We start from the raw sequence: 21,527 nt of genomic DNA, 5'->3' as shown, positions 1-21,527 counted from the left end.
GTGTTAAAATGAACCCAATAATGAAAATGTTAAGCTGCGGGCAAAGGGATAATAGATCCCACGCTCTGCCTGGATAGTTGAAGTCCTGAAAACATCGTTTGCTGTGGCTGCCAGCCTCAAATTTTGAAGCCCCAAACGACGAATAGCGTTTGGCTTAAAATCATATGACAAGTAAAGCGACTGCAGCTCTATCAGGTTATCTTTTTGTACAAATCGCGATGACACATAAGTATCGGTTAGGTCAGTAATATTTTTGAAAAACGTGTGATCGCCGGGTTGTTTCCACCTCTGCTCCAGCACGCGGCTATCAACATTAAAACGGGGATCAGCATTTTCAACCCTGTCGATAAGCGTTTGGTTAAAGGCTTGCCCGCCAAAACGGTAATGGAAGCTAAAGCTCAGCATAAACCTTTTGTATGATACCGTACTACCAAAAAAACCCTCGGCCTTTGGCGTTGTATTGCCCACGTCCTGTACATCCTTAACATCCCACACATAGGTTAGGGTACCATCTTTTTTCACCAGGATCTCTTTGCCGTTTTCAGGATCAATACCCAATGACTTCACAGCGTAAATGGTATTCAGTGATTTACCTTCAACATACCGCGTTAGCGGGGTTGAAAAAGCGTTGTTATCCTTATTGGTCTGGAAGTTATCTATGTTATTATTGAAGGCTTTAAGCGCATCAGATATGCTCACTATTTTGTTAACGTTATGAGCAAGGTTACCGGTCAGGTTAATGTTCCAGTTGGATGTATGGAAAACCTGGGCTACGAGGTAAAGCTCATAGCCTTTGTTTGACATGTCACCAAGGTTATCTTTATAAGTTGTAAAACCTGTTGACGGCGCAAGATTGATATCAGTAATTAACCCTTTGGTAAGTTTGTAATAGTATCTTGGCGATATAACTATCCTATCTTTAAACAACCCAATGTCCATACCCACATCAGAGGTACGGGTTTTTTGCCATTCCAGGTTGCTATTGCCGTAGCCCAGGATGGTAGCGCCGATACCGGTTGAATACCAGTTTTGCGTATCATATGAATAAATTGAGCGCGACTGGTATGCCGGGAAGCTGATAGAACCAAGCGTTGCGATACTGCCTTTAAGGCGCAGCTGGCTTATTACTTTTGAGCCCTGAAAAAAGCTTTCCTTATGAATATTCCAGCCAATTCCAAGGGATCCGAAAGGAGCATAACGCCTGTCGGCCCCGAAAGCCGATGAACCATCAACCCTTACCGATGCATCTAACAGATATTTGTTTTGGAACGCATAGTTGCCCGAAAAGAAAGCACCCGCCGTTCTTGACTTGGTAACATCTCCGTAAGGGCCTGAATTTTCTTTGTAAATACGTGCAAAGCCAATATTGGTAAACCTGTCGTTTGAAAAACCCTGGGCCGAAAATGATTTAACATCGGCTTTTGAAGCCAAAATATTAGCACCTAACACAAGATTGAAATAATGATCGCCCAACTGCTTGTTATAACTGATAGTTACGTTTCCGTCAAGGTTAAGACTGGCATTTGTTCCGTAATCATAAGTCCCCCTGTTGTTCAGCCGATCAGACGCGTAGTTGTAAAAAACACTACTTAAAGGCGATACATAATTATCAGATGTTGAATTGGTTTTGTTTACGCTCATTAACGCCCTTAACCTCAGGCTTTTTGTCATCTTATAATCAGCAGAGAACGACTCCAGTATTTCTGTATATGCCGCTTTATTAAAACTGCTCAGGCTGGCTTCATATAAAGGGTTAAACACATTTTCGGTAACATATTGATCAGTTCCTGAACGGCCGGTGTTTACACGCCAGTTGGCCAGTTCCTGTACCAATCTGCCTGTACTGTCCCTTATCGGGAAATATGGGTTGGCGTTTACATAAGTCGAGAAATCGCCGTAAGGAGAATTGGCCTGGTTAACCTGTGTAATGGTCAGATCATTCCTGATGATAAGCTTTGAGCTTGGATTATAGGTAAAATCAACCCCGCCGCTATAACGCGTATTGTCAGAACCCTTCATAACCCCCGGTTGTGTCTGGTATCGCAAGTCGATACCATACCTGAACGATTGATCGCCTCCCTGCGCGTAAACCGAATGCTTCTGCTGATAGGCGTTTCTTAAAGGCTGCGACAACCAATAAGTATTAACACCGCTCGCCACATTTTTTAAGCGCGTGAACAACTGGGCGTCAAGCTCGTCCTGTTTAGTATCACCGCTGGTAGATGTCTGTGTGTCATATAAACCCACAAGCTGCTCATAGGCCACTTTTTGTTTAGCATTAAGCACGTGATAGTCGGACAGATCCGGGCCGTTGAAGGTAAGCTCGTAATTGTATGATAACTGCAGTTTCCCGGCAACAGGCGCTTTGGTAGTGATCACCATTACACCGTTGGCTGCCCTTGAACCGTAAACCGCAGTAGCCGCACCATCTTTCAATAAGGTAACCGATTCTATCCGGTTAATATCCAGATCGACTACTTTTTGAAGCGATACTTCAAAGCCATCAAGGATAAAGGCCGGCAGGTTATAATTACTTGAAAGGTTGTTGCGGTCCAGTATATTGTCGCTGATGGAAGGGATAGCTGTGGCGCCCCTTACGTTTATCTTTGGCAGCTTGTTTGGATCCGAACCGATAAAGTTATTATCAAGTACTTTAAACGACGGATCAAACGAAGCTATACTTTTGATCACGTTTTGCGGGTTATTACGCTTCAAATCTGCACCGCTTACCGTGATAGCATTACCGGTATAATTATCCTTTTTGATAACCTGGTAACCGGTTACCACTATGTCTTTAATGTTATTAATATCAGGCAAAAGCCTCACTACAATCGATTGCCCTGCTACCACCTTAACTTCTGCGGATTTGTAGCCCATAAACGAGAATATTAATGTTTGCCCTGCATCCGCCTGTACATTAAACTCCCCTTTATCATTGGTTTGGCCTATTACTCCCCTGCCGCCTTTAATGGCAATGTTTACACCGGGCAAAGTGGTTTTACTCACCGAATCTAACACACGGCCACTCACCGGAATTTTGCTCATCGGCGCAGCCGGTTCCGGCCGCGGTTCGGGTATTTTATTTTGGATTACGATGGTTTTAGACACAATGGTAAAACTCAGATCAAAATCTTTAAGACACGTGTTAAGCACATCAACAAGCGGCGCGTCATGAAAATTGGCATCAACTGTTTTGCCTTTTATATTTACTTTTTCGCTGTAAAAAAACAAATAGCCTGTTTGTTGTTTTATATCCTTAAAAACCGATTCGAGGCTCTTGTTTTTACCGGATATGGTTACCGTTTGAGAATAACTTGCAGCCGATAAGTGCAACACGCCAACAAGCAACAGTATAGTGGTGAGTTTCAATACTAATAAGAATTTGTACTTTACCCCCCGTATTGCGCATACGGCGTTGTAAAGAAAAGTTAATTTCATATTTTTGAATAAGATTGGGTTAATAAAATGCAGCCCAGGGCTTCGACATCTTGTGCTGCCTGACCTATTTTAAACCGGAAGCGGTGAGAGGCTTCCGGTTAATTTTTGGTCTGTTAATATGAGATTGGTCTGAGATTTATCGTACTTGTTTATCCATTAAGTTTTGTTTTAGTGATTAGCATTTAGTTTTGTTAGTTGTTAGTATAAAGTTTAAGTTAAATATCATTTACCGTAGGACACCTTCACTGTTTTGCCCTCCACCGAAAATTTCATGTTGTTAAGCTCCAGGATCCTGAAAACGTCGATCAGTTTACTGCTCCTTGAAATTTCACCAAAAAATTTCTCCGTTGGCATATCGCCTTCATAAACCACATCAATATCATACCAGCGGCTTACCTGGCGCATAACCTCGCGGATATCCTCATCTGCAAATGAGAATACGCCGTTTTTCCAGGCTACTTCTTTGTCAAGGTTCACTTGTTGTTTACTGATGGTACCGTTACCTGTACGGCTTATTACCGCCTGCTCACCGGGAACAATAAGTATTGAGTTTGTTGCCGATGTTACCTTTACCGAACCTTCCAACAGGGTGGTTTTAAGCAAAGCTTCATCGCCGTAAGCATTGACATTAAAATGCGTACCGAGCACCTCAATAGTTTGCAATGCCGATTTAACCCTGAATGGCATTGCTTTATTTTTTGTTACTTCAAAGTAGCCTTCGCCATTGAGCGTTACCTCACGTTCCGCTCCCTTAAACACGGTTGGATAAGTTATTGACGATGCCGCGTTAAGCCACACGTTAGTGCCGTCGGGCAGGATGACCTTGTACTGCCCGCCGTTAGGTGTGGTAACCGTGTTTTGAACAGCTTGATTCTGCCCGGTCGCTTCGGCCTGGTAAACGATCTGCCCATCGGCTGTTTTAGTGATTTTTACCCCGGCCTGTTTAGCTATTTGTCCGTTGGCAGCATCATCAAGCGATATGGTTGTGCCGTTGGCCAAAGTAAGCGTAGCCTTGTTGGTACCAGGTACTATGCCTTTGTAAGAGTTTGCGGCCAAATTATCGGCCTTATACCGGTTACGAACAAAAAAGTAAGCACCAACCGAAATAAACAACAGAATTGAGGCGGCCACGGCATATCTGGTCCAACCCGATCTTAAAGGCATGGTAACCGGCTTTTTTTCGTATTGCGCTATCCTTTCATCAACCTTTGCTTTAATGGCATCTTTCAGATACAGGTAGTCGGCCTCGTTTTCGTCAGTGATAAGGTCATCGTTTAACTCAAATAAGTTATAGTACGATTCCAGGAATTTAATTTCTTCCTGAGTAGCCTCACTACGCCTGTATTTTGTTAGTATCTGTATAAAATATTGCTTGTTCGCCTCGTCCATTTACATCCTTTATATATACATGAGTCGGCAAAATGAAAATAGCCCATGTTAATTGAAAATATTTTTAATGTTTTATTTAAAAATAATGCAGGTTTAAATCAAAATGATAAAATATCATCAACCAATCATCATAATTGATAAAAATAAGGCATCTTCATTAAAGAAAAAACGTTTTATCAACCTTGTTGATAAAAATAAAGCAATACATGAAGTAAGAAAAGTGATTTACGAAGCGTTGCAAGGGTCTTCCCCATTTGGTTACGAACGGTTTTGGGGGAGATTTCCAGTTGATCGGCAATTTGCTGGCTTGAGAGGCCTTCGTAAAAGCGCAAATTGAATATGATACGCTGTTGAGTTGGCAAGGTATCAATAAGCTCATTAAAAGCTTTCAAAAATTCATCATGAAGCACATTAGCATCGGCGCGGCCAAGATGGCTTTCAATTTCATGGACTGTATCGGGTAAGGCCGCATAGCGCGATTCCTTTTCCATATATTTAAAAACGCCATTGCGAGCGGCAACCAATAAATAAGCCGGCAGGTTTTCAATCGGCGACTTTGACGCACGCACCCATAACTGCACAAATACGTCCTGAGCAATATCCTGAGCGCGTTCTATATCGTTAACCCGTTTGTATGCTGCGTTATAAACCTGTTTCCAATATTTGGTATATAATACATCGAAGGCAGGTTTGCTACCTTCACTAATGAGTTTCAGAAGTTTGGCATCGTCGGCTGACAAGTCAAGAGGGGCCATGCGTTATTTTAATTTCCTATATTGATCAGGTTAATTACACAAACATCATGGTGTTTTAATGCTCATTGTATATGTGTCAAATCCAAATATAGAAATTATCTGGCAAAATAAAATCTTATAAACGGGTTTAACCCCGATGGCAGAGAATTATCAGCTTAGCATGGCAAGAAAACTCCGATTTCCCTTAGTATGATGGCCTCTTCCCTATTATTGTAATTTTCCATGAGCCAAACCATTACAATCAGGAAAGGGCAAACCAGCATCCTACTGCCCCTGCTATTGTTTTCCTCATTTTTTACAGTTGCAAAACGGCAAAATGGACGGTATTGCTTACACCATTATACATTTGTGCATGACTGCCCCTACAGAACAAGTTTAAGGCTTAATGGCGTAACAGAACCCCGGTACAATAAATCCTATAACATTTACTACATTTATACTTAAGACATCAAAATCTATGGATCTTATTATCAAAGTACTCATCGGCCTGGTAGCCTTTATCCATTGTTATATATTATGGTTGGAAATGTTTGCCTGGACAACCCGCGGCCCCAAGGCATTCAACAAATCATTGCAGGAACTGGAAAACAGCAAAGTTTTAGCGGCTAACCAGGGCTTATACAACGGATTTTTAGCAGCAGGTCTGATCTGGACATTCTTTATCAGCGACGCACAATGGCATAACTACGTGGCCCTGTTTTTCCTGAGTTGTGTTGCCGTAGCTGGTATTTACGGGGCACTTACAGTAACCAAAAAGATCTTCTATATACAGGCCGTACCTGCAATACTGGTCATTGTATTGATCCTGATGAGGTAGGCGCATTTATCAACCCACACGATCTTTTATGTGGGTCGAAATGGAAAAAACTATCAAGGGATTGGTCATGCTATAGCCGGTTACGACAAACAATTCACGGTTTCGATTGCTGCCTGGATAAACACCAACAACGTGTCGACCTGACGACCAAACGTTGCATGACCCCGGAGGTTTGTGATCCTATTGCTCAAAAGGTTGTGGGAAGCAGCGAATGGGCCCACATTAACAAATATTAGTACCGTTAGTATAAAGCTGTTTATAATACTCTTTTGCCATCCGGTTACTGTCAAAGTGAGGGAATATATCCTGCATGCTGTGCCTAATTATTTCAATCCATTTATCCGGATGATCGTAATACAGGGGGATGACTGTTTTTTGCAGCAAATTGTACAAGTTATGCGCATCGGTTTCATCCTGTTGAAATTTATGTTCACTAATTTCAGTATTGGGTATAACAAAACCGTTCACGCCATCCACAGCAAATTCCGGAAACCAGCCATCAGGAATCGAAACATTAATACATCCGTTCATTGCAGCCGACATCCCGCTCGTACCTGAAGCTTCGTGGGTCAGCCGCGGCGTGTTGAGCCAGACATCTGCCCCTTGTTTAAGCAGTCGTGATAAACGCAATTCATACCCGACTAAAATCGCGCAGTTAGGGTAATACTTACATAAGTTTACGATCTTATCAAAACTGGCTATCGCATCATAATCCATTGGATAAGGCTTTCCTGCCCATATCATTTGGATCGGCATTTTATTATTAGTTAGAAGTTGGTGAAAAAAGTCCATATCATGCAATAGCAATTCCGGCCTTTTGTACCCGGCAAACCTTTTCGCAAAAACAATGGTGAGCACTTCAGGATCAAGTAGAACGCCGCATTGGTCCGCCACCTCATCAAAAAGTGCACGCTTACCTGCCTTTTTCTTTTCCACCAGCTTTTGCATCTGATTAGTTTCCAATGCCGCATACATTTCCTTGTCTGCCCAATAAGAATAGCTCTGGGCATTTGTTATAGAAGTAAGTTCACAAATGCCGTTATTTCCATTCCATATTCCCTGTAGTGTGTTTAAATGCATTTTTGACACAGCATTGGCTTTGCCGGAGAACTTAAACGCAGTTAAGGTATGATCCATAACGTCGCCCTGACAACCCGCTATTTCCTTTATCTCATCTATTGGAATATTCCCCCAAAAACCCATTTTATTAAGCAGAAACAAATCAGACCGTTGGTTGCCGCCAGGTTCGGGTGTATGGTTAGTGAAAACCAGTCTTCTTTTTACTTCCTCAACGGACTTATATTTTTTATATAAATAAAATGCGATGGGTAAGGCATGTGATTCGTTCAGGTGATAAATATCTGGTTGGAAATTGATTGCTTCTAATAAGTGTGCCCCGCCTTCGCCCAGCAATATCGCAGCAGCAGTCCCCGTTTCAGGATTACTGTCATAAAGCTTATGTGAAATGGTTTTAGCCAAATAGTCATTCTCCGGCAGATCTGTTGTCAGGAAAAACAGAGGAGCCGTTTTAAAAATTTCAGGCTTCAGGTAAAACGCGGTAACCCAAACATCATGGCCGGATACCTTAATAGTAAATTTAATGCCGGTATCAATGAGGAAGTGATATATTTTTTCCTGGAAGAGTACCTCCATGGTTTCATCACCCTTTCTTCCCTGGTTATAATAACCATATTTCCACAAGATTCCGATACCTATAACGTTCTGCCTGAGTTCATAGGCGCTCCTCATAAAAGAGCCTGCAAGATAGCCGAGGCCACCTGAGTAGGTTTTAAGGGGCTGATGGACGGCATATTCCATGCAAAGATAAGCGACCGGCATTTTGTATTCCGGGTTTATTGGGTAAGGATGCTGAAAGGAGAAGCTCATATGATTTAAAAAAAAGACCCGTAGCTATTTTAAAGCTAAGGAGCATATTAGTATTATAAACTATTATTTAATTTCTGTTTTTCAGAAGTTCTGATGAATGTTTTTTCAAATGTTGGTGTTTATCTGCTAACCGGGAATGACACGGATCAGGGTATTATATGACAGTACGCACAAAACACTCAAATTCAAACGATGGATTAATAGCCAATTTAAAACCGGCCCGCAATTGACGTTAATAAGTGACCTCACTCCTACATCCTTTAAAACAGAAAACCGCTTTTAATATTTCCGTTTACAAAATTCTTTCACAATGATACCCTTTCCGTGTAAGTACTTTCGTCATTCCCGTGTTTTCCAGTCTGAATATGAAAAAAGGACGAAATGCGGCTGCGAAGACCTTCGGAACCTCATTTTGAGCCTATCACGCATATTAATAAATGATTAAAACTTAATAATCATATGATCTGCGTCAAAAACGATTGTTTATTAATTGTTACTTTTGTATAGTTTTGAAAAAGTTCACGGCCATATTGCTTTTAACAACCTTCCTGTTTTCAACAACTGAACTCCACCAGTTGCTGAAATTGCCTGTGGTTTTTGAACACTTTGCCCAACACCGGAAGGAAAACAAGAGCATTTCATTCCTGCAATTTCTGGACATGCATTACATGCATGGCAGCCCGAGGGATAAAGACTACAGGGAGGATATGAAGCTGCCCTTCAAAACAGCAGATAATTGCACAGCGACGATATCACCCGTGCTGGTTCCTCAATTATTCCAGCCACTCGTCCCTCCCCTGGTATTCTCAACGAAAACGAAGTTACATGCCTTCGATCAGTCGTTTAACCACTCAACTTATTTATCCAGCATTTGGCAGCCGCCAAAATCCTAATTAGCAGTCATTTCTATGTTGTTTACAGCGCTTAGCCTGGCTATTCCTGCTATGCGCTGCTTTTTGAATTGCTAATTTTCAAGATCTTATTTTATGTTAAATCATATTATCGCTTTTTCCGTACGGAATAAGCTGATCATAGGGCTTTTTATTATCGCCCTTATTGGCTATGGCAGCTATCAGTTTACCAGGCTGCCCATTGATGCCGTACCCGATATTACCAACAACCAGGTACAGGTTATTACCATCGCCCCATCATTCGGAGCTACAGATATCGAACGCTTGGTCACCTACCCTATAGAGCAGGCGAACAGCAATATCTCGGGCTTAAAAGAGATCCGAAGTTTTTCCAGGTTTGGCCTGTCGCTGGTTACCATTGTTTTTGACGACGCTACAGATGTTTACTGGGCGAGGCAGCAGGTTGCCGAACGTTTGCAAAAAGTGCAAAGCCAGATACCGGCCGGCATCGGCACACCCGAGCTTGGCCCGGTAAGCACCGGGCTGGGCGAAATTTACCAATACGTAGTGCGCCCCAAAAAGGGCTATGCCGGTAGGTATAACGAAACCGAACTCCGTACTATACAGGACTGGATAGTTCGCCGCCAGTTACTCGGTGTCAAAGGCGTAGCCGAAGTGAGCAGCTTTGGCGGGAAGCTTAAACAGTATTCTATTGAAGTTGATCCTAATAAACTGCTTTCCCATAATATTACCATAACCGATGTTTTTAAGGCCCTGGAAAGTAACAACCAGAACACCGGCGGCGCTTATATTGAAAAAGGCCCAACGGTGGTGTATATCCGTAGCCAGGGACTGATTGGCAATATGGAAGATATCAATAATACGGTAATTAAAAATACTGCCGATGGTTCGCCGCTTTTTATTAAAGACGTGGCTGACGTTAAAATAGGCTACGCTACCCGTTATGGTGCGATGTGCTATAACGACGAAGGTGAAGTTGCGGGAGCGGTTGTCATGATGCTGAAAGGTGCAAACAGCAGCGAGGTGATTAAAAACGTAAAGGAACGTATTGCACAAATCCAGAAAACTATGCCAGAAGGCGTTGAGATTGAACCTTTCCTGGACCGTACCAAAATGGTGAACAACGCTATCGGTACTGTGGAGCGCAACTTGCTGGAGGGGGCACTCATTGTGGTATTTGTACTGGTATTATTTCTTGGCAATTTCAGGGCAGGTTTACTCGTTGCCTCTGTGATTCCGTTGTCGATGCTGTTTGCCATTATTATGATGAACCTTTTTGGTGTAAGCGGTAACCTGATGAGCCTTGGTGCGCTTGATTTCGGTTTGATCGTAGATGGGGCCGTAATTATTGTAGAAGCCGTAATGCATACCCTTAGCCATAGCAAACATTTTACATTAACTGACAAGATTGGGCAGAAAGAAATGGATCAGGAAGTGAACAGTTCTGCCAGCAAAATGATGAACAGCGCTGTTTTTGGCCAGATAATTATATTGGTGGTATATCTGCCGATCTTCACTTTGCAGGGAATCGAGGGTAAAATGTTTAAGCCTATGGCGCAAACCGTAGCGTTTGCGCTGTTGGGCGCTTTTATTTTATCACTCACTTACATCCCTATGATGAGCGCCGTCTTCCTGAGTAAGAAGATCAAGCACAAGCCCAATTTTTCGGATAGGTTAATGGCGAAGGTTGAAAGAACCTATCAAAAAACATTAAGCGGGGTAATTGCATTTCCCAAAGCTGCATTATTAACTATTATCGGTTTGTTTATATTTTCAGCCTATATTTTAACCACACTGGGCGGTGAGTTTATACCTGCACTGGAAGAAGGTGATTTTGCGGTTGATACGCGGGTGCTAACCGGCAGTAGCCTGAATACTACTATTACCAATACTCAAAAGGCCGCCCACATCTTAAAAAGCCAATTCCCCGAAGTTGAAAAGGTGGTGACCAAAATAGGCAGCGGCGAAGTGCCGACCGATCCTATGCCGATGGATGCAAGCGATATGATGGTGATCCTAAAACCCAAGAACGAGTGGACATCTGCTAAAACCTTTAATGAATTAGCTGAAAAAATGGGTAAGGCCTTACAAGCGGTTCCAGGTGTTACCGCAGGCTTTCAGTACCCGGTTCAGATGCGTTTTAACGAACTGATGACCGGCGCGCGTCAGGACGTGGTTTGTAAAATATTCGGCGAAGACCTGGATACCCTCGCAGCTTATGCGAATAAACTGGGTAAGATCATCAATACGGTTGACGGCGCTAAAAACCTGTTTGTGGAAGCAGTTGCCGGCATGCCGCAAATCATCATTAATTATAACCGCAATGCCATAGCACAATACAACCTCAATATCGCCGATATTAACAAGGTGGTTAACACAGCACTCGCCGGACAAAGCACCGGAACCCTGTTTGAAGGTGAAAAGCGCTTTGAAATAGTGGTCAGGATAAGCAGCGAGCAAAAAAAAGACTTGAAGGATATTCAAAACTTGCTCATCCCGACACCGAGGGGTACACAGATCCCTTTATATCAATTGGCCGATGTACAAATCAAGGACGGCCCCAACCAAATACAGCGCGAGGATGCCAAACGCCGTATCGTAGTTGGCTTTAATGTGCGCGGCCGGGACGTGCAAACAATCGTAAACGAGCTGCAGGCCAAGGTAGATAAACAACTTAAATTCCCGGCGGGGTATTATGTAACCTATGGTGGTGCCTTTGAAAACCTGAATGCTGCCAAACAGCGCCTGATGATAGCCGTGCCGGTTTCGTTGCTGCTTATTTTCTTACTACTCTATTTTGCTTTCAACTCCATTAAGCAGGGATTATTGATTTACTCCGCCATTCCGTTGTCAGCTATCGGGGGCATCCTGTTCCTTGCTTTGCGCGGCATGCCTTTCAGCATCAGCGCCGGGGTGGGTTTTATCGCTCTGTTTGGCGTGGCCGTGCTCAATGGCATTGTATTGATATCGGAATTTAACCAGTTAAAAAAAGAAGGTATGACCAATTTGAAACATATTGTGTTATCAGGCACCAAGGTAAGGTTAAGACCGGTACTCATGACCGCATTTGTGGCTTCCCTGGGTTTCTTTCCCATGGCCATCAGTAACGGTGCCGGTGCCGAAGTACAAAGGCCGTTAGCTACGGTAGTAATAGGTGGCTTGCTGATCGCCACTTTCCTCACCTTATTTGTATTGCCCGTTTTATATATCATGTTTGAAAAAGGCTTTAAAACAGTGCTATCGAAGAAAACGGCCACTGTGCTTTCCATCATTTTGCTGACTGTAATAAGCCAAACCTCGGGGGCGCAAACGCCCATCACCCTTAAAGCCGCTATAGATACTGCTTTAAAAAACAACTTACAAGTTAAACATGAACAGTTAAAGTCGAAGTATCAGCAGATATTGATCGGCACATCAGCCAATATTTCGCAGGCTACGCTGTTTGGGGAGGTTGGGCAAATCAACAGCAGCTACAACGATACCAAATTCGGTATTTCCCAGTCTTTCAACTTTCCAACTGTCTATAGCAGGCAGAAAGAACTTTTGCAAGAAGACTGGAAAAACAGCATACTGAATATCGCGGTAAATGAGGTGCTGTTAAAAAAGCAGGTTAGCCAGGTTTTTAACACCCTGGTATATTTGGAAAACAAGCGAATGTTACTACAGCATGCCGATAACTTGTATTTGAGCTTTTATAAAAAAGCCGAGTTGCGGCTGGCCAAAGGCGAAGCCAATATACTGGAGAAAACGAGTGCTGAAACATTATTGGGACAGGTGCAGATGCAGCTAAGCCAGTTAAAGGAAGATGTGGCCATCATACAACTGCAATTCCAGTTGTTGCTTAATTCTACAGAGTCCTTAACACCAGATAAATCCGACTATAAATTAGCCGTTATATTGGCCTCAGACACCTTGACCTTGAAAAACCACCCGGTAATAAAACTAATAGCTCAGCAGCAGCAAATTGCAGACGCTGCTATCCGCATGGAAAAGAGCAAGCTTTTGCCTGATCTGGCCATAGGATATAACAATACCAGCATCAAGGGTATTGGTGCCGATAATAAGCTTTATAATGGCTCAAATCGGTTTAACTCAGTGCAATTGGGTATCGGCATACCTATTTTTGCCGGGGCGCAAAAGGCGCGGATCAACAGCGCGAGAGTAAACAAACAGATAGCCGAAAGTAGTTATGCTATGGAACTTCAAAGCATGACAACGGCTTATCAATCCGCCGTTTTTCAATACCACAAGTACCTGCAAACGGTTCAGTATTTTGAAAACAAGCCGTTAAAAAATGCCGCTTTAATAACCGTTACCGCCAACCAGCAAATTACCGCCGGAAACATCAACTACCTGGAATGGACACAACTGATTAACCAGGCCACTACCATTAAAAATGATTACCTGGATGCTGTTCGCAACCTTAACGAGGCCATCATTCAACTCAACTATTTTTCAAACAACTAAAAATATGATCATGAAATTCATTATATATTTATCAGTCATCATTATCCTGCTATCTGCCTGCGGCGAAAAAAAAACGGCAACAGATAATACAGATAAAGCAGAGAATACTAACATCGTAACCCTGACGGATGCGCAGCTAAAAAATGCATCGATACTTACAGGCAAGATTGAGCAAAGGGAAATATCATCTGTATTAAAGCTCAATGGAAAAATCGATGTTCCGCCGCAAAATATGGTTTCCATTAGTGTCCCTCTTGGTGGGTATTTAAAATCAACCAAGCTGTTGCCGGGTATGCATGTGAATAAAGGTGAAGCCATAGCGATGATAGAGGACCAGCAATATATCCAGTTACAACAGGATTATCTTACAGCGAAGGCCCGGATAGGGTACCTGGAAAATGAATATAACCGCCAAAAAGACCTTAACCAGAGCAAAGCGAGCAGTGACAAGGTTTTTCAGCAGGCCGAGGCCGAATACCGCAGCCAGCAAGTGTTAATTAGCTCATTAGCTGAGAAATTACAACTTATTGGTATCAACGTACGAACTATCAGCGCCTCAAAAATATCCAGGAGCGTCAATATATACTCTCCTATAACCGGCTTTGTATCTAAAGTAAATGTCAATATCGGCAAATATGTGTCCCCGACGGAGGTGCTGTTCGAGTTGGTCAACCCAACAGATATCCACCTGGCGCTGAAAGTATATGAGAAGGATCTGGATAAATTATATATCGGTCAAAAACTGGTGGCCTATACCAACAACCAACCCGCAAAAAAACACGAAGCCGAGATATTACTGATTGGCCGGGATCTTTCTGCCGACAGGAACGCAGATGTGCATTGCCATTTTGAAACCTACGATAAAACACTGGTTCCGGGTACTTATATGAATGCAGAAGTACAAGTAAAAAATACTAAGGCATATGCCATAGCTAACGAAGCCATTGTTCAGTTTGAAGGTAAACAGTATATCTATAAAGTTATCGGGAACCGACAGTTTGAGATGACCGAGGTTAATATAGGCGAAAGTGAAAACGGCTTTACAGAAATACCGTTGCCAACAAAGGCTATGACCGCGAACGCTGTTTTTGTAACCAAAGGCGCGTATTCATTATTAATGATGATGAAGAATAAGGCGAAATAAAATTAAATAGAGTTTAAACTAAGGCCTGTCAAATACGAAAACTAATATCACGATGAAATTAGTCATCTCAGTAGTTACCATCACTATATTATCATCATGCGAAAAAGCTATTGTATATAATGGGAATGTTAATGTTATGGTACAATACAACCAACAACCTGTGCCAGATATTCCTGTTTATTACTATGCCGGGGTACCTATAAAAGACAACTCAGGCAACATTACATATCAAGGAATGCAGCTTTCCGCTATTGATGGCAGTGCAACTTTTAGCCAATTACCCCCCGGGCAATATCACTTTACCGCATCTGTTTTTTTGAAGCTTGCCCATAAAACGGTAGCAGCAGATACCGATGTTACAGTAAGAAAGCGTTACCGGGACGAAAGTAATTATCAGATACTACTCCCCCTTCGTTAAATTAAAGTCCGGAAACAGAAAATGCCTGTTGGCATTTTCTGTTTCACCCGGCCCCGTTGTCGTAATAGGATAAATTGCTAAGTACTGCAGGTCGGTTTTTGCAGTGTGGCTTTTTGGGTACAGGGAATTATATTATGTCCCGATCTGCATATTTATTGAATCAGGATCCGCAATAATTACCTGATTATCATAATGATTAGATTAAGCATATGTGCAACTTCTGGCTTTCGAAAATTTCACCTGTCAAGCTTTCCACCGCCAATTTCTGATTTCGGGCATATCCTCACCATTAACATTGATGTATTGTTTGTGCTCAACCAATTTGTCCATTAGGCTTTGTTTGAGATATAAGCCTTTACTGCCCAAATGCGGCAATCGATCGATTACGTCCATTACGAGATGAAACCTATCCATTTCGTTAAGTACGGTCATGTCAAAGGATGTCGTTATTGTGCCTTCTTCTTTGTAACCTCTTACATGAATATTGTTATTATTGGTCCGATTATAAGTAAGCCTGTGAATAAGCCATGGATAGCCATGAAAAGCGAAGATCACGGGTTTATCGACAGTAAAAAGCGCATCAAAATCATGGTCGTTCAAGCCATGTGGATGGCTGGATTGCCTTTCCAGCTTTAACAGGTCCACAACGTTTACAACCCTTATCTTTAAATCAGGAAAATGTTCACGCAATATGGATACAGCAGCCAGCGTTTCTAATGTAGGCACATCACCGCAGCAGGCCATCACAATATCCGGCTCACAGTCCTGATCATTACTTGCCCAGTCCCATACCCCAATGCCTCTTGAACAATGAACCACAGCCTCATCCATACTTAACCATTGAGGAGAAGGGTGCTTCCCTGCTACCATAACATTTACATAATGTTTACTACCCAGGCAATGAGCCATAACCGACAAAAGGCAGTTAGAATCTGGTGGCAAGTAAACCCTCACAATTTCTGATTTTTTATTAATGACGTGATCAATGAATCCCGGGTCCTGATGGGTAAAACCGTTATGGTCCTGGCGCCAAACGGTTGAAGTAAGCAGGATATTCAGGGATGCTATCTTTCTCCGCCATGGTATCTCCCGCGTCATTTTCAACCATTTGGCGTGTTGGTTAAACATCGAATCGACGATATGTATAAATGCCTCATAACAATTGAATAGCCCGTGCCTGCCGGTTAGCAAATACCCTTCGAGCCAACCTTCGCACTGATGTTCGCTGAGCATCTCCATTACCCTCCCCTTTGGGGCAAGGTATTCATCGTTCACATTAATATCAGCGTTCCACTGACGGCTGGTAGTTTCAAAAATTGCTTCTAACTTATTTGAGACAGTCTCATCGGGACCGAAAACTCTGAAATTTTGAGGATTAAGAGATATTACATCCCGTAAGAAACGACCGGTGACGTGCACATCACCTTCGCCTGTGATACCCGGATGATCAACATTAACTGCATATTTCTGAAAATCAGGAAGCACCAACTCTCTAAGCAAAAGCCCCCCATTTGTGTGCGCATTTGCTCCCATCCTTCGATTGCCTTTTGGTGCTATTTCCGCAATTTCCTTCTTTAAGCAACCGTTAGTATCGAATAACTCTCCGGGCCGGTAACTCTTCATCCAGCTTTCGAGCATTTGCAAATGACTCTCCGGGCTTGACCCGGAAACGGTAAGCGGTATTTGATGAGAGTGAAATGTGCCCTCTATCTGCTTTCCATCAACAACCTTTGGCCCGGTCCATCCTTTTGGTGAATTTAATATGATCATTGGCCATTTTGGTCGCTCCTGCCCTGGATGCTCTATGGCATTGTATTTTATTTGCTTTAGAAAGTGTACCGCTTGCTCTAAGGCCGCAGCCATAGCCTGGTGCATAATTGCGGGGTCCGAACCTTCGACAAATAAAGGAAAGTAGCCATAACCATGAAATAATTGTTCGAGCTCGATGTGGGGAATGCGGGCCAAAACCGTTGGATTTGAAATCTTATAGCCGTTCAAATGCAAAATTGGTAATACAGCGCCATCGGTAATCGGGTTCAGGAACTTATTAGAATGCCAGGCAGTTGCCAGCGGTCCGGTTTCGGCTTCTCCATCGCCTACAACACAAGCAGCAATGAGGTCCGGATTATCCAGCACAGCGCCAAATGCATGGCTTAACGAATATCCAAGTTCGCCCCCTTCATGCATTGACCCCGGTGTTTGGGGCGAGGCATGACTGGATACACCACCTGGAAATGAGAACCGTTTAAACAAATTTTTCATCCCCGCGCGGTCCTGGCTAACTTCCGGATAAACTTCACTGTAGGTCCCTTCCAGGTATGTACCTGCTGCTACGGCAGGTCCGCCGTGCCCGGGTCCTGAAATATAAAGCATATTTAAATCATATCTGTTAATGATCCGGTTAAGGTGAGTATAAATAAAATTCTGCCCGGGGGTGGTACCCCAGTGGCCTAACTGCATTTTCTTGAGATGTTCTATTTTTAAAGGCTCTTCCAAAAGCGGATTATCGCAAAGATAAAGCTGGCCAACAGACAAATAATTAGCTGCGCGCCAATAAGCATCTAATTTTTCCAAACACTCACCGGTTAACGGCGCGTTATCGATTGATGTGATATCAGTTATCATTGTCATTTTAATTGCTTTAAATAGTTTCAAATGTGGATTATTTCATTCACGATCTGCGCCATCATCAGTTCCTCATCAGTTGGTATTATATAGACGTTAACCCCTGAATCATTTGCAGATATATTCTTATTTTGATCAGAATTCATTATTCACTGATTTAACATTATCAACAAATATCGAATGGCTGGGATCCTCAAAACATGACCGCCATCACTAATTCCGATGAGTAACAGCATTTAGTTAACTTTGGGATTTACCCGAAGAAAGACTGATGATATGCCTAACCTTAAAAGAAATAACCACTCTGAAAATACCTGCTCCCAAAAACGCCATTCCTGTCCATACGATCAGGTTAGCGATACCAAAAGCAGGATAAGCAAGAATGCCAGCTGAAAAGAAAATGATAACCAAGCTATTAAACATGATCCAGCCCCAACTCGTGATACCATAAGCACGCATATCAAGCGCGCTTCCTATACCCATTATGCCTCTTACAAGCAGCCAAAATCCAACAATAATCGGAAGCAGCATCATAGTTATTGTTGGGTAGGTAAACAAATAACTACCTATAGCTAAATCAATCAGTCCACTTGCCAGCAGCCATCCCCAGCGTTCAATATGCCGGATACTTATCATTGCAAAAACAGTTTCAAAAAGGCCGGTCATCATCATTCCTGCGGCAAACGTAATACTAAGTGAAAGATACGACTGCAGCGGCGATAGAATCACCCAAAACCCAAGAACACAAAGCAGGATACCAGATAACAGCATTAATATCCAATATCTGGACGGGACAATTACCCTGTTATAAACTACAGCTTCCATAGTTTGATATTTTTTTCGGCGTTTGATCAAAGAAGAAGTTGCACCTGTACAATCAAAGTACAGGCGCAACGCGGTTGATCAGTCAATGTTAATTTTCTTTTTCTCTGCAACAGCAGGGGTTGTTTTACGAATATCAATAGTCAGCAACCCGTTCTTGTAATTTGCTTTAATGTGGTCATCATCCACATCTTCGGGTAAGTTGAAGCTTCGGGTAAAGGAACTGCTTGAAAATTCTTTGCGGGTGTAATTCTCTTTTTCCTCATTATGTTCCTCGCTGGTTTCGGCGCTGATAGTCAGCAAACCATTTTCAATACCGATATTGAAATCATCTTTCTTGAAACCCGGGGCGGCAACTTCAAGTTCATAATTCTCTTTCTTATCACGGATGTTTACCGCCGGCAATAGCTCCCGATTGAAGAAAGGATGATTAAAGAAATTGTCGTTGTTCCAAAAATCCTCCATCATTGAACGCAATGAGGGGATGTTGTTTGATTTTACTAATGTTGACATAGCGTTGTATATTTAAGTTTATGGTTCAAAATTCGGAATGGATTATTCAAACTCACATGACCGTGCTCACAATGAGTTATGATTGTGAGCATTAAATGCAAGCTATATTTAACCATTCATGTTTAAAGTCAAGTTCAGTCATGACCATGGTCATTTATAATGAGGACTGAGATGTGAATATTTGTGTAATCAAATCAGTTACTTAAAAATTCAATCCATTATCATGAAAACTATCCTCGCACTCACCGATTTTTCCGATAATTCATCAAACGCTGCAAATTCTGCTGTACTACTGGCAGGTAAATTGCATGCCAACGTACTTTTGTATCATAACTATGAAACCATACCGGTAGCGTCCACTTTTTCAGGAGGTCCCTACGTAGAAGAAGAGTTTTTTTTAGCCACTACCGAAATAAAGAAAAAACTTGATCATCAATTAAATACACTGCAATACATTGCAGATGGGATTGATAAAACCGAACGAAAGCCAACACTTAAAGGCTTAAGCGGTGACGGTAACCTGAAAGATAATCTCAAACAAATACTTGATGAAAACCAAATTGTGTTTATAACGATGGGGGCCCCGTCAGGTACCTCTATCGAACATTTGTTTTTCGGCAGCGAAACCAATAAAATAATTCAACATACACAACGCCCGGTGTTGGTTGTACCAGCCAGTACCAGTATTACCGATATTAAAAAGGTAGTGTTCGCGACAACCTTCGATGAAGCGGATATTGCGCCACTCCATTTCTTAATTGGCCTGGGAAAGATCTTTAAGTTCAGTATTGAAGTAGTACATGTAAACCAGCCGGTAAAAGATAAGAAACAGCAAATTGAAAAGGAAGAAGCTTTCCAAAAACATATTGCCAAATTCGGGTACGACCGTATTTCGTTTAAGGACCTCGGAGGCCGCGAGGTTGCGGACCGGCTACACCGTCATTGCGCTGAAGAAAAACCTGATCTCCTCGCGGTAGTTCATCACCAGCATTCTTTTTTCAGGCGCTATTTTGAACATAGCACTACCAAAGAAGCTCTTAGCGACCTAAAATTGCCGCTGTTCATTTTCCCGACTATTATTTAAACCCGGTTCAATTTATTGAAAGCGGTCCATTCAAAAATGGGCTCAACCCATACTTTGAATGGACCATTAGTATCAGTTACATGAATGAAGCGCCTTATTGAACCGGAAATTTCATTTCGAACACGGTGCCATTTCTCAGGCTTGTATTAAAGTTTATTCTTCCGTTCATCAGCTCAACATATCGCTTCACAATGTTAAGCCCCAGACCAGTCCCTTCTATGTCAGTTGTATTACCGGCCCTGAAAAATGGCTGAAATATACTATCACAATCTTCGGTTGGAATTCCCATACCATTATCCCGTATACTAATGGTGCAGGCGCCTTCTACAAGCTGGGCATTTATATTGATTATACCGTCTTCCCCGGAATATTTAATAGCATTGGAAATGAGATTAATAAGACAATGCCTGATCAATTGATTGTCAAGTTTTACATTGATGGCGTCGATATCGTCATTAACAATAATTTGCTGATTGGCCTTTTTCAGCAATGACATCTCTGCAGCTATTTCTCTTATCAGAGCTCCTAGGTTAAAGATTACACGATGAATATTTACACTGCCGGATTCAATGCGTTCGATCGACAAGAAATCATTCAAGATACCGGTAAGATCTGTCACAGCTCCTTTAATTTTAGCAAGATGCTCGAATATTTTGCCCTTGTCCAGCCTTTCAAAATACCTTTCTATCAGCGATGCAGATAACTGAATGCGGCTAAGAGGAGTCCTGAATTCATGTGAAGCTATCGATACAAAACGGGTTTTCATCTTATTAACCTCTTTCTCTTTATTCAAAGAGGCGTTTACTTCTTCTTTTGCCTGCTCAAGCGTCTGGACGATATTCTTCAGGAAGGTTGTACGCTTTTCGACAATTGTCTCGAGCTCTGAAGTATATTGCCTTTGCTGTTCTTCAATTTCTTTTTCGAGGCTAAGGTCATGAATTACACCGGCGTAAACCGCTTGCTGCTTAAATAAAACCTCACTTACTGAAAGTCTTGCAGGGAAGGAACTTCCGTCTTTTCGTAATGCAACAATCTCCCGGCCCTTATTAATTATCTTCGCATAACCTGTTTCTTTATAAACATCTATACTGCGGTTGTGTGATATGCGTGCCTGTACGGGCATTAAATAGTCAACATTCAAACTGCACAGTTCACCCGACTGATATCCAAACAATTCGTCAGCAGCAGGATTGGCATAAATGATCTGTCCGGTTTTATCAATTATAATAATACCATCTATCACATGCTGTATAACGGCTTTTAAGAAATTCAGATCATTCATATTGATAGCGATAT

Annotated in this window: 14 protein-coding genes; 6 read left to right on the top strand and 8 right to left on the bottom strand. The window is 42.3% G+C overall.

Annotated features, from left to right (window positions below; genetic code table 11):
• Positions 1–3: 3 nt before the first annotated feature.
• The 3 genes from ACEN82_RS09715 to ACEN82_RS09705 form a co-directional block, all read right to left on the bottom strand.
• Positions 4–3,438 carry a SusC/RagA family TonB-linked outer membrane protein gene (locus ACEN82_RS09715; RefSeq protein WP_413320878.1) on the bottom strand — a complete coding sequence of 1,145 codons (3,435 nt, stop codon included), beginning with the start codon at positions 3,436–3,438 and terminating at the stop codon, positions 4–6.
• 222 nt (positions 3,439–3,660) lie between these two features.
• Positions 3,661–4,827, bottom strand: a complete 1,167-nt coding sequence (locus ACEN82_RS09710) for a FecR family protein (RefSeq protein WP_413320880.1) — start codon at positions 4,825–4,827, stop codon at positions 3,661–3,663.
• 176 nt (positions 4,828–5,003) lie between these two features.
• On the bottom strand, positions 5,004–5,582 hold the full coding sequence (locus ACEN82_RS09705; protein WP_413320882.1) for an RNA polymerase sigma factor: 579 nt from the start codon (positions 5,580–5,582) through the stop codon (positions 5,004–5,006).
• A 457-nt stretch (positions 5,583–6,039) separates the two neighbouring features.
• On the opposite strand from ACEN82_RS09705, the gene ACEN82_RS09700 reads away from it, so the two are divergent.
• Complete coding sequence (locus tag ACEN82_RS09700; RefSeq protein ID WP_413320884.1) at positions 6,040–6,399, top strand: DUF1304 domain-containing protein; 360 nt, start codon at positions 6,040–6,042, stop codon at positions 6,397–6,399.
• A gap of 222 nt (positions 6,400–6,621) precedes the next feature.
• Here the strand turns inward: ACEN82_RS09700 and glgP are convergent, their stop codons facing one another.
• A complete protein-coding gene (gene glgP / locus ACEN82_RS09695; protein WP_495644145.1) occupies positions 6,622–8,148 on the bottom strand; it encodes an alpha-glucan family phosphorylase in 1,527 nt (508 codons plus the stop codon).
• 647 nt (positions 8,149–8,795) lie between these two features.
• Here glgP and ACEN82_RS09690 point away from each other — a divergent pair.
• The 4 genes from ACEN82_RS09690 (at position 8,796) to ACEN82_RS09675 (ending at position 15,187) form a co-directional block, all read left to right on the top strand.
• Positions 8,796–9,179, top strand: a complete 384-nt coding sequence (locus ACEN82_RS09690; protein ID WP_413320888.1) for a hypothetical protein — start codon at positions 8,796–8,798, stop codon at positions 9,177–9,179.
• A 93-nt stretch (positions 9,180–9,272) separates the two neighbouring features.
• Entirely contained in the window at positions 9,273–13,625 is a 4,353-nt protein-coding gene (locus ACEN82_RS09685) for a CusA/CzcA family heavy metal efflux RND transporter (RefSeq protein WP_413320890.1), read from the top strand.
• Between the two features lie 10 nt (positions 13,626–13,635).
• Entirely contained in the window at positions 13,636–14,769 is a 1,134-nt protein-coding gene (locus ACEN82_RS09680) for an efflux RND transporter periplasmic adaptor subunit (RefSeq protein ID WP_413320892.1), read from the top strand.
• Positions 14,770–14,821: 52 nt separating this feature from the next.
• Positions 14,822–15,187 (top strand): hypothetical protein, encoded by a 366-nt coding sequence (locus ACEN82_RS09675; protein WP_413320894.1) that lies wholly within the window; start codon positions 14,822–14,824, stop codon positions 15,185–15,187.
• A gap of 243 nt (positions 15,188–15,430) precedes the next feature.
• Here ACEN82_RS09675 and ACEN82_RS09670 read toward each other — a convergent pair whose 3' ends face one another.
• The 3 genes from ACEN82_RS09670 to ACEN82_RS09660 form a co-directional block, all read right to left on the bottom strand.
• A complete protein-coding gene (locus ACEN82_RS09670; RefSeq protein WP_413320895.1) occupies positions 15,431–17,818 on the bottom strand; it encodes a phosphoketolase family protein in 2,388 nt (795 codons plus the stop codon).
• Between the two features lie 234 nt (positions 17,819–18,052).
• Positions 18,053–18,637, bottom strand: a complete 585-nt coding sequence (locus ACEN82_RS09665; protein ID WP_413320897.1) for an HdeD family acid-resistance protein — start codon at positions 18,635–18,637, stop codon at positions 18,053–18,055.
• 78 nt (positions 18,638–18,715) lie between these two features.
• The gene (locus tag ACEN82_RS09660) at positions 18,716–19,147 is read right to left on the bottom strand and encodes an Hsp20/alpha crystallin family protein (RefSeq protein WP_413320899.1); all 432 of its coding nucleotides are present in this window, start codon (positions 19,145–19,147) and stop codon (positions 18,716–18,718) included.
• 223 nt (positions 19,148–19,370) lie between these two features.
• Between ACEN82_RS09660 and ACEN82_RS09655 the strand changes: the two genes are divergently transcribed.
• Complete coding sequence (locus ACEN82_RS09655; protein ID WP_413320901.1) at positions 19,371–20,231, top strand: universal stress protein; 861 nt, start codon at positions 19,371–19,373, stop codon at positions 20,229–20,231.
• 94 nt (positions 20,232–20,325) lie between these two features.
• Here the strand turns inward: ACEN82_RS09655 and ACEN82_RS09650 are convergent, their stop codons facing one another.
• Positions 20,326–21,513 (bottom strand): PAS domain-containing sensor histidine kinase, encoded by a 1,188-nt coding sequence (locus ACEN82_RS09650; protein WP_413320903.1) that lies wholly within the window; start codon positions 21,511–21,513, stop codon positions 20,326–20,328.
• Between the last annotated feature and the right edge of the window lie 14 nt (positions 21,514–21,527).

This window comes from Mucilaginibacter sp. Mucisp73 (assembly GCF_059491465.1).
The sequence above is the reverse complement of the archived record's forward strand: the minus strand, read 5'-3'. Positions and strand labels throughout refer to the sequence as shown.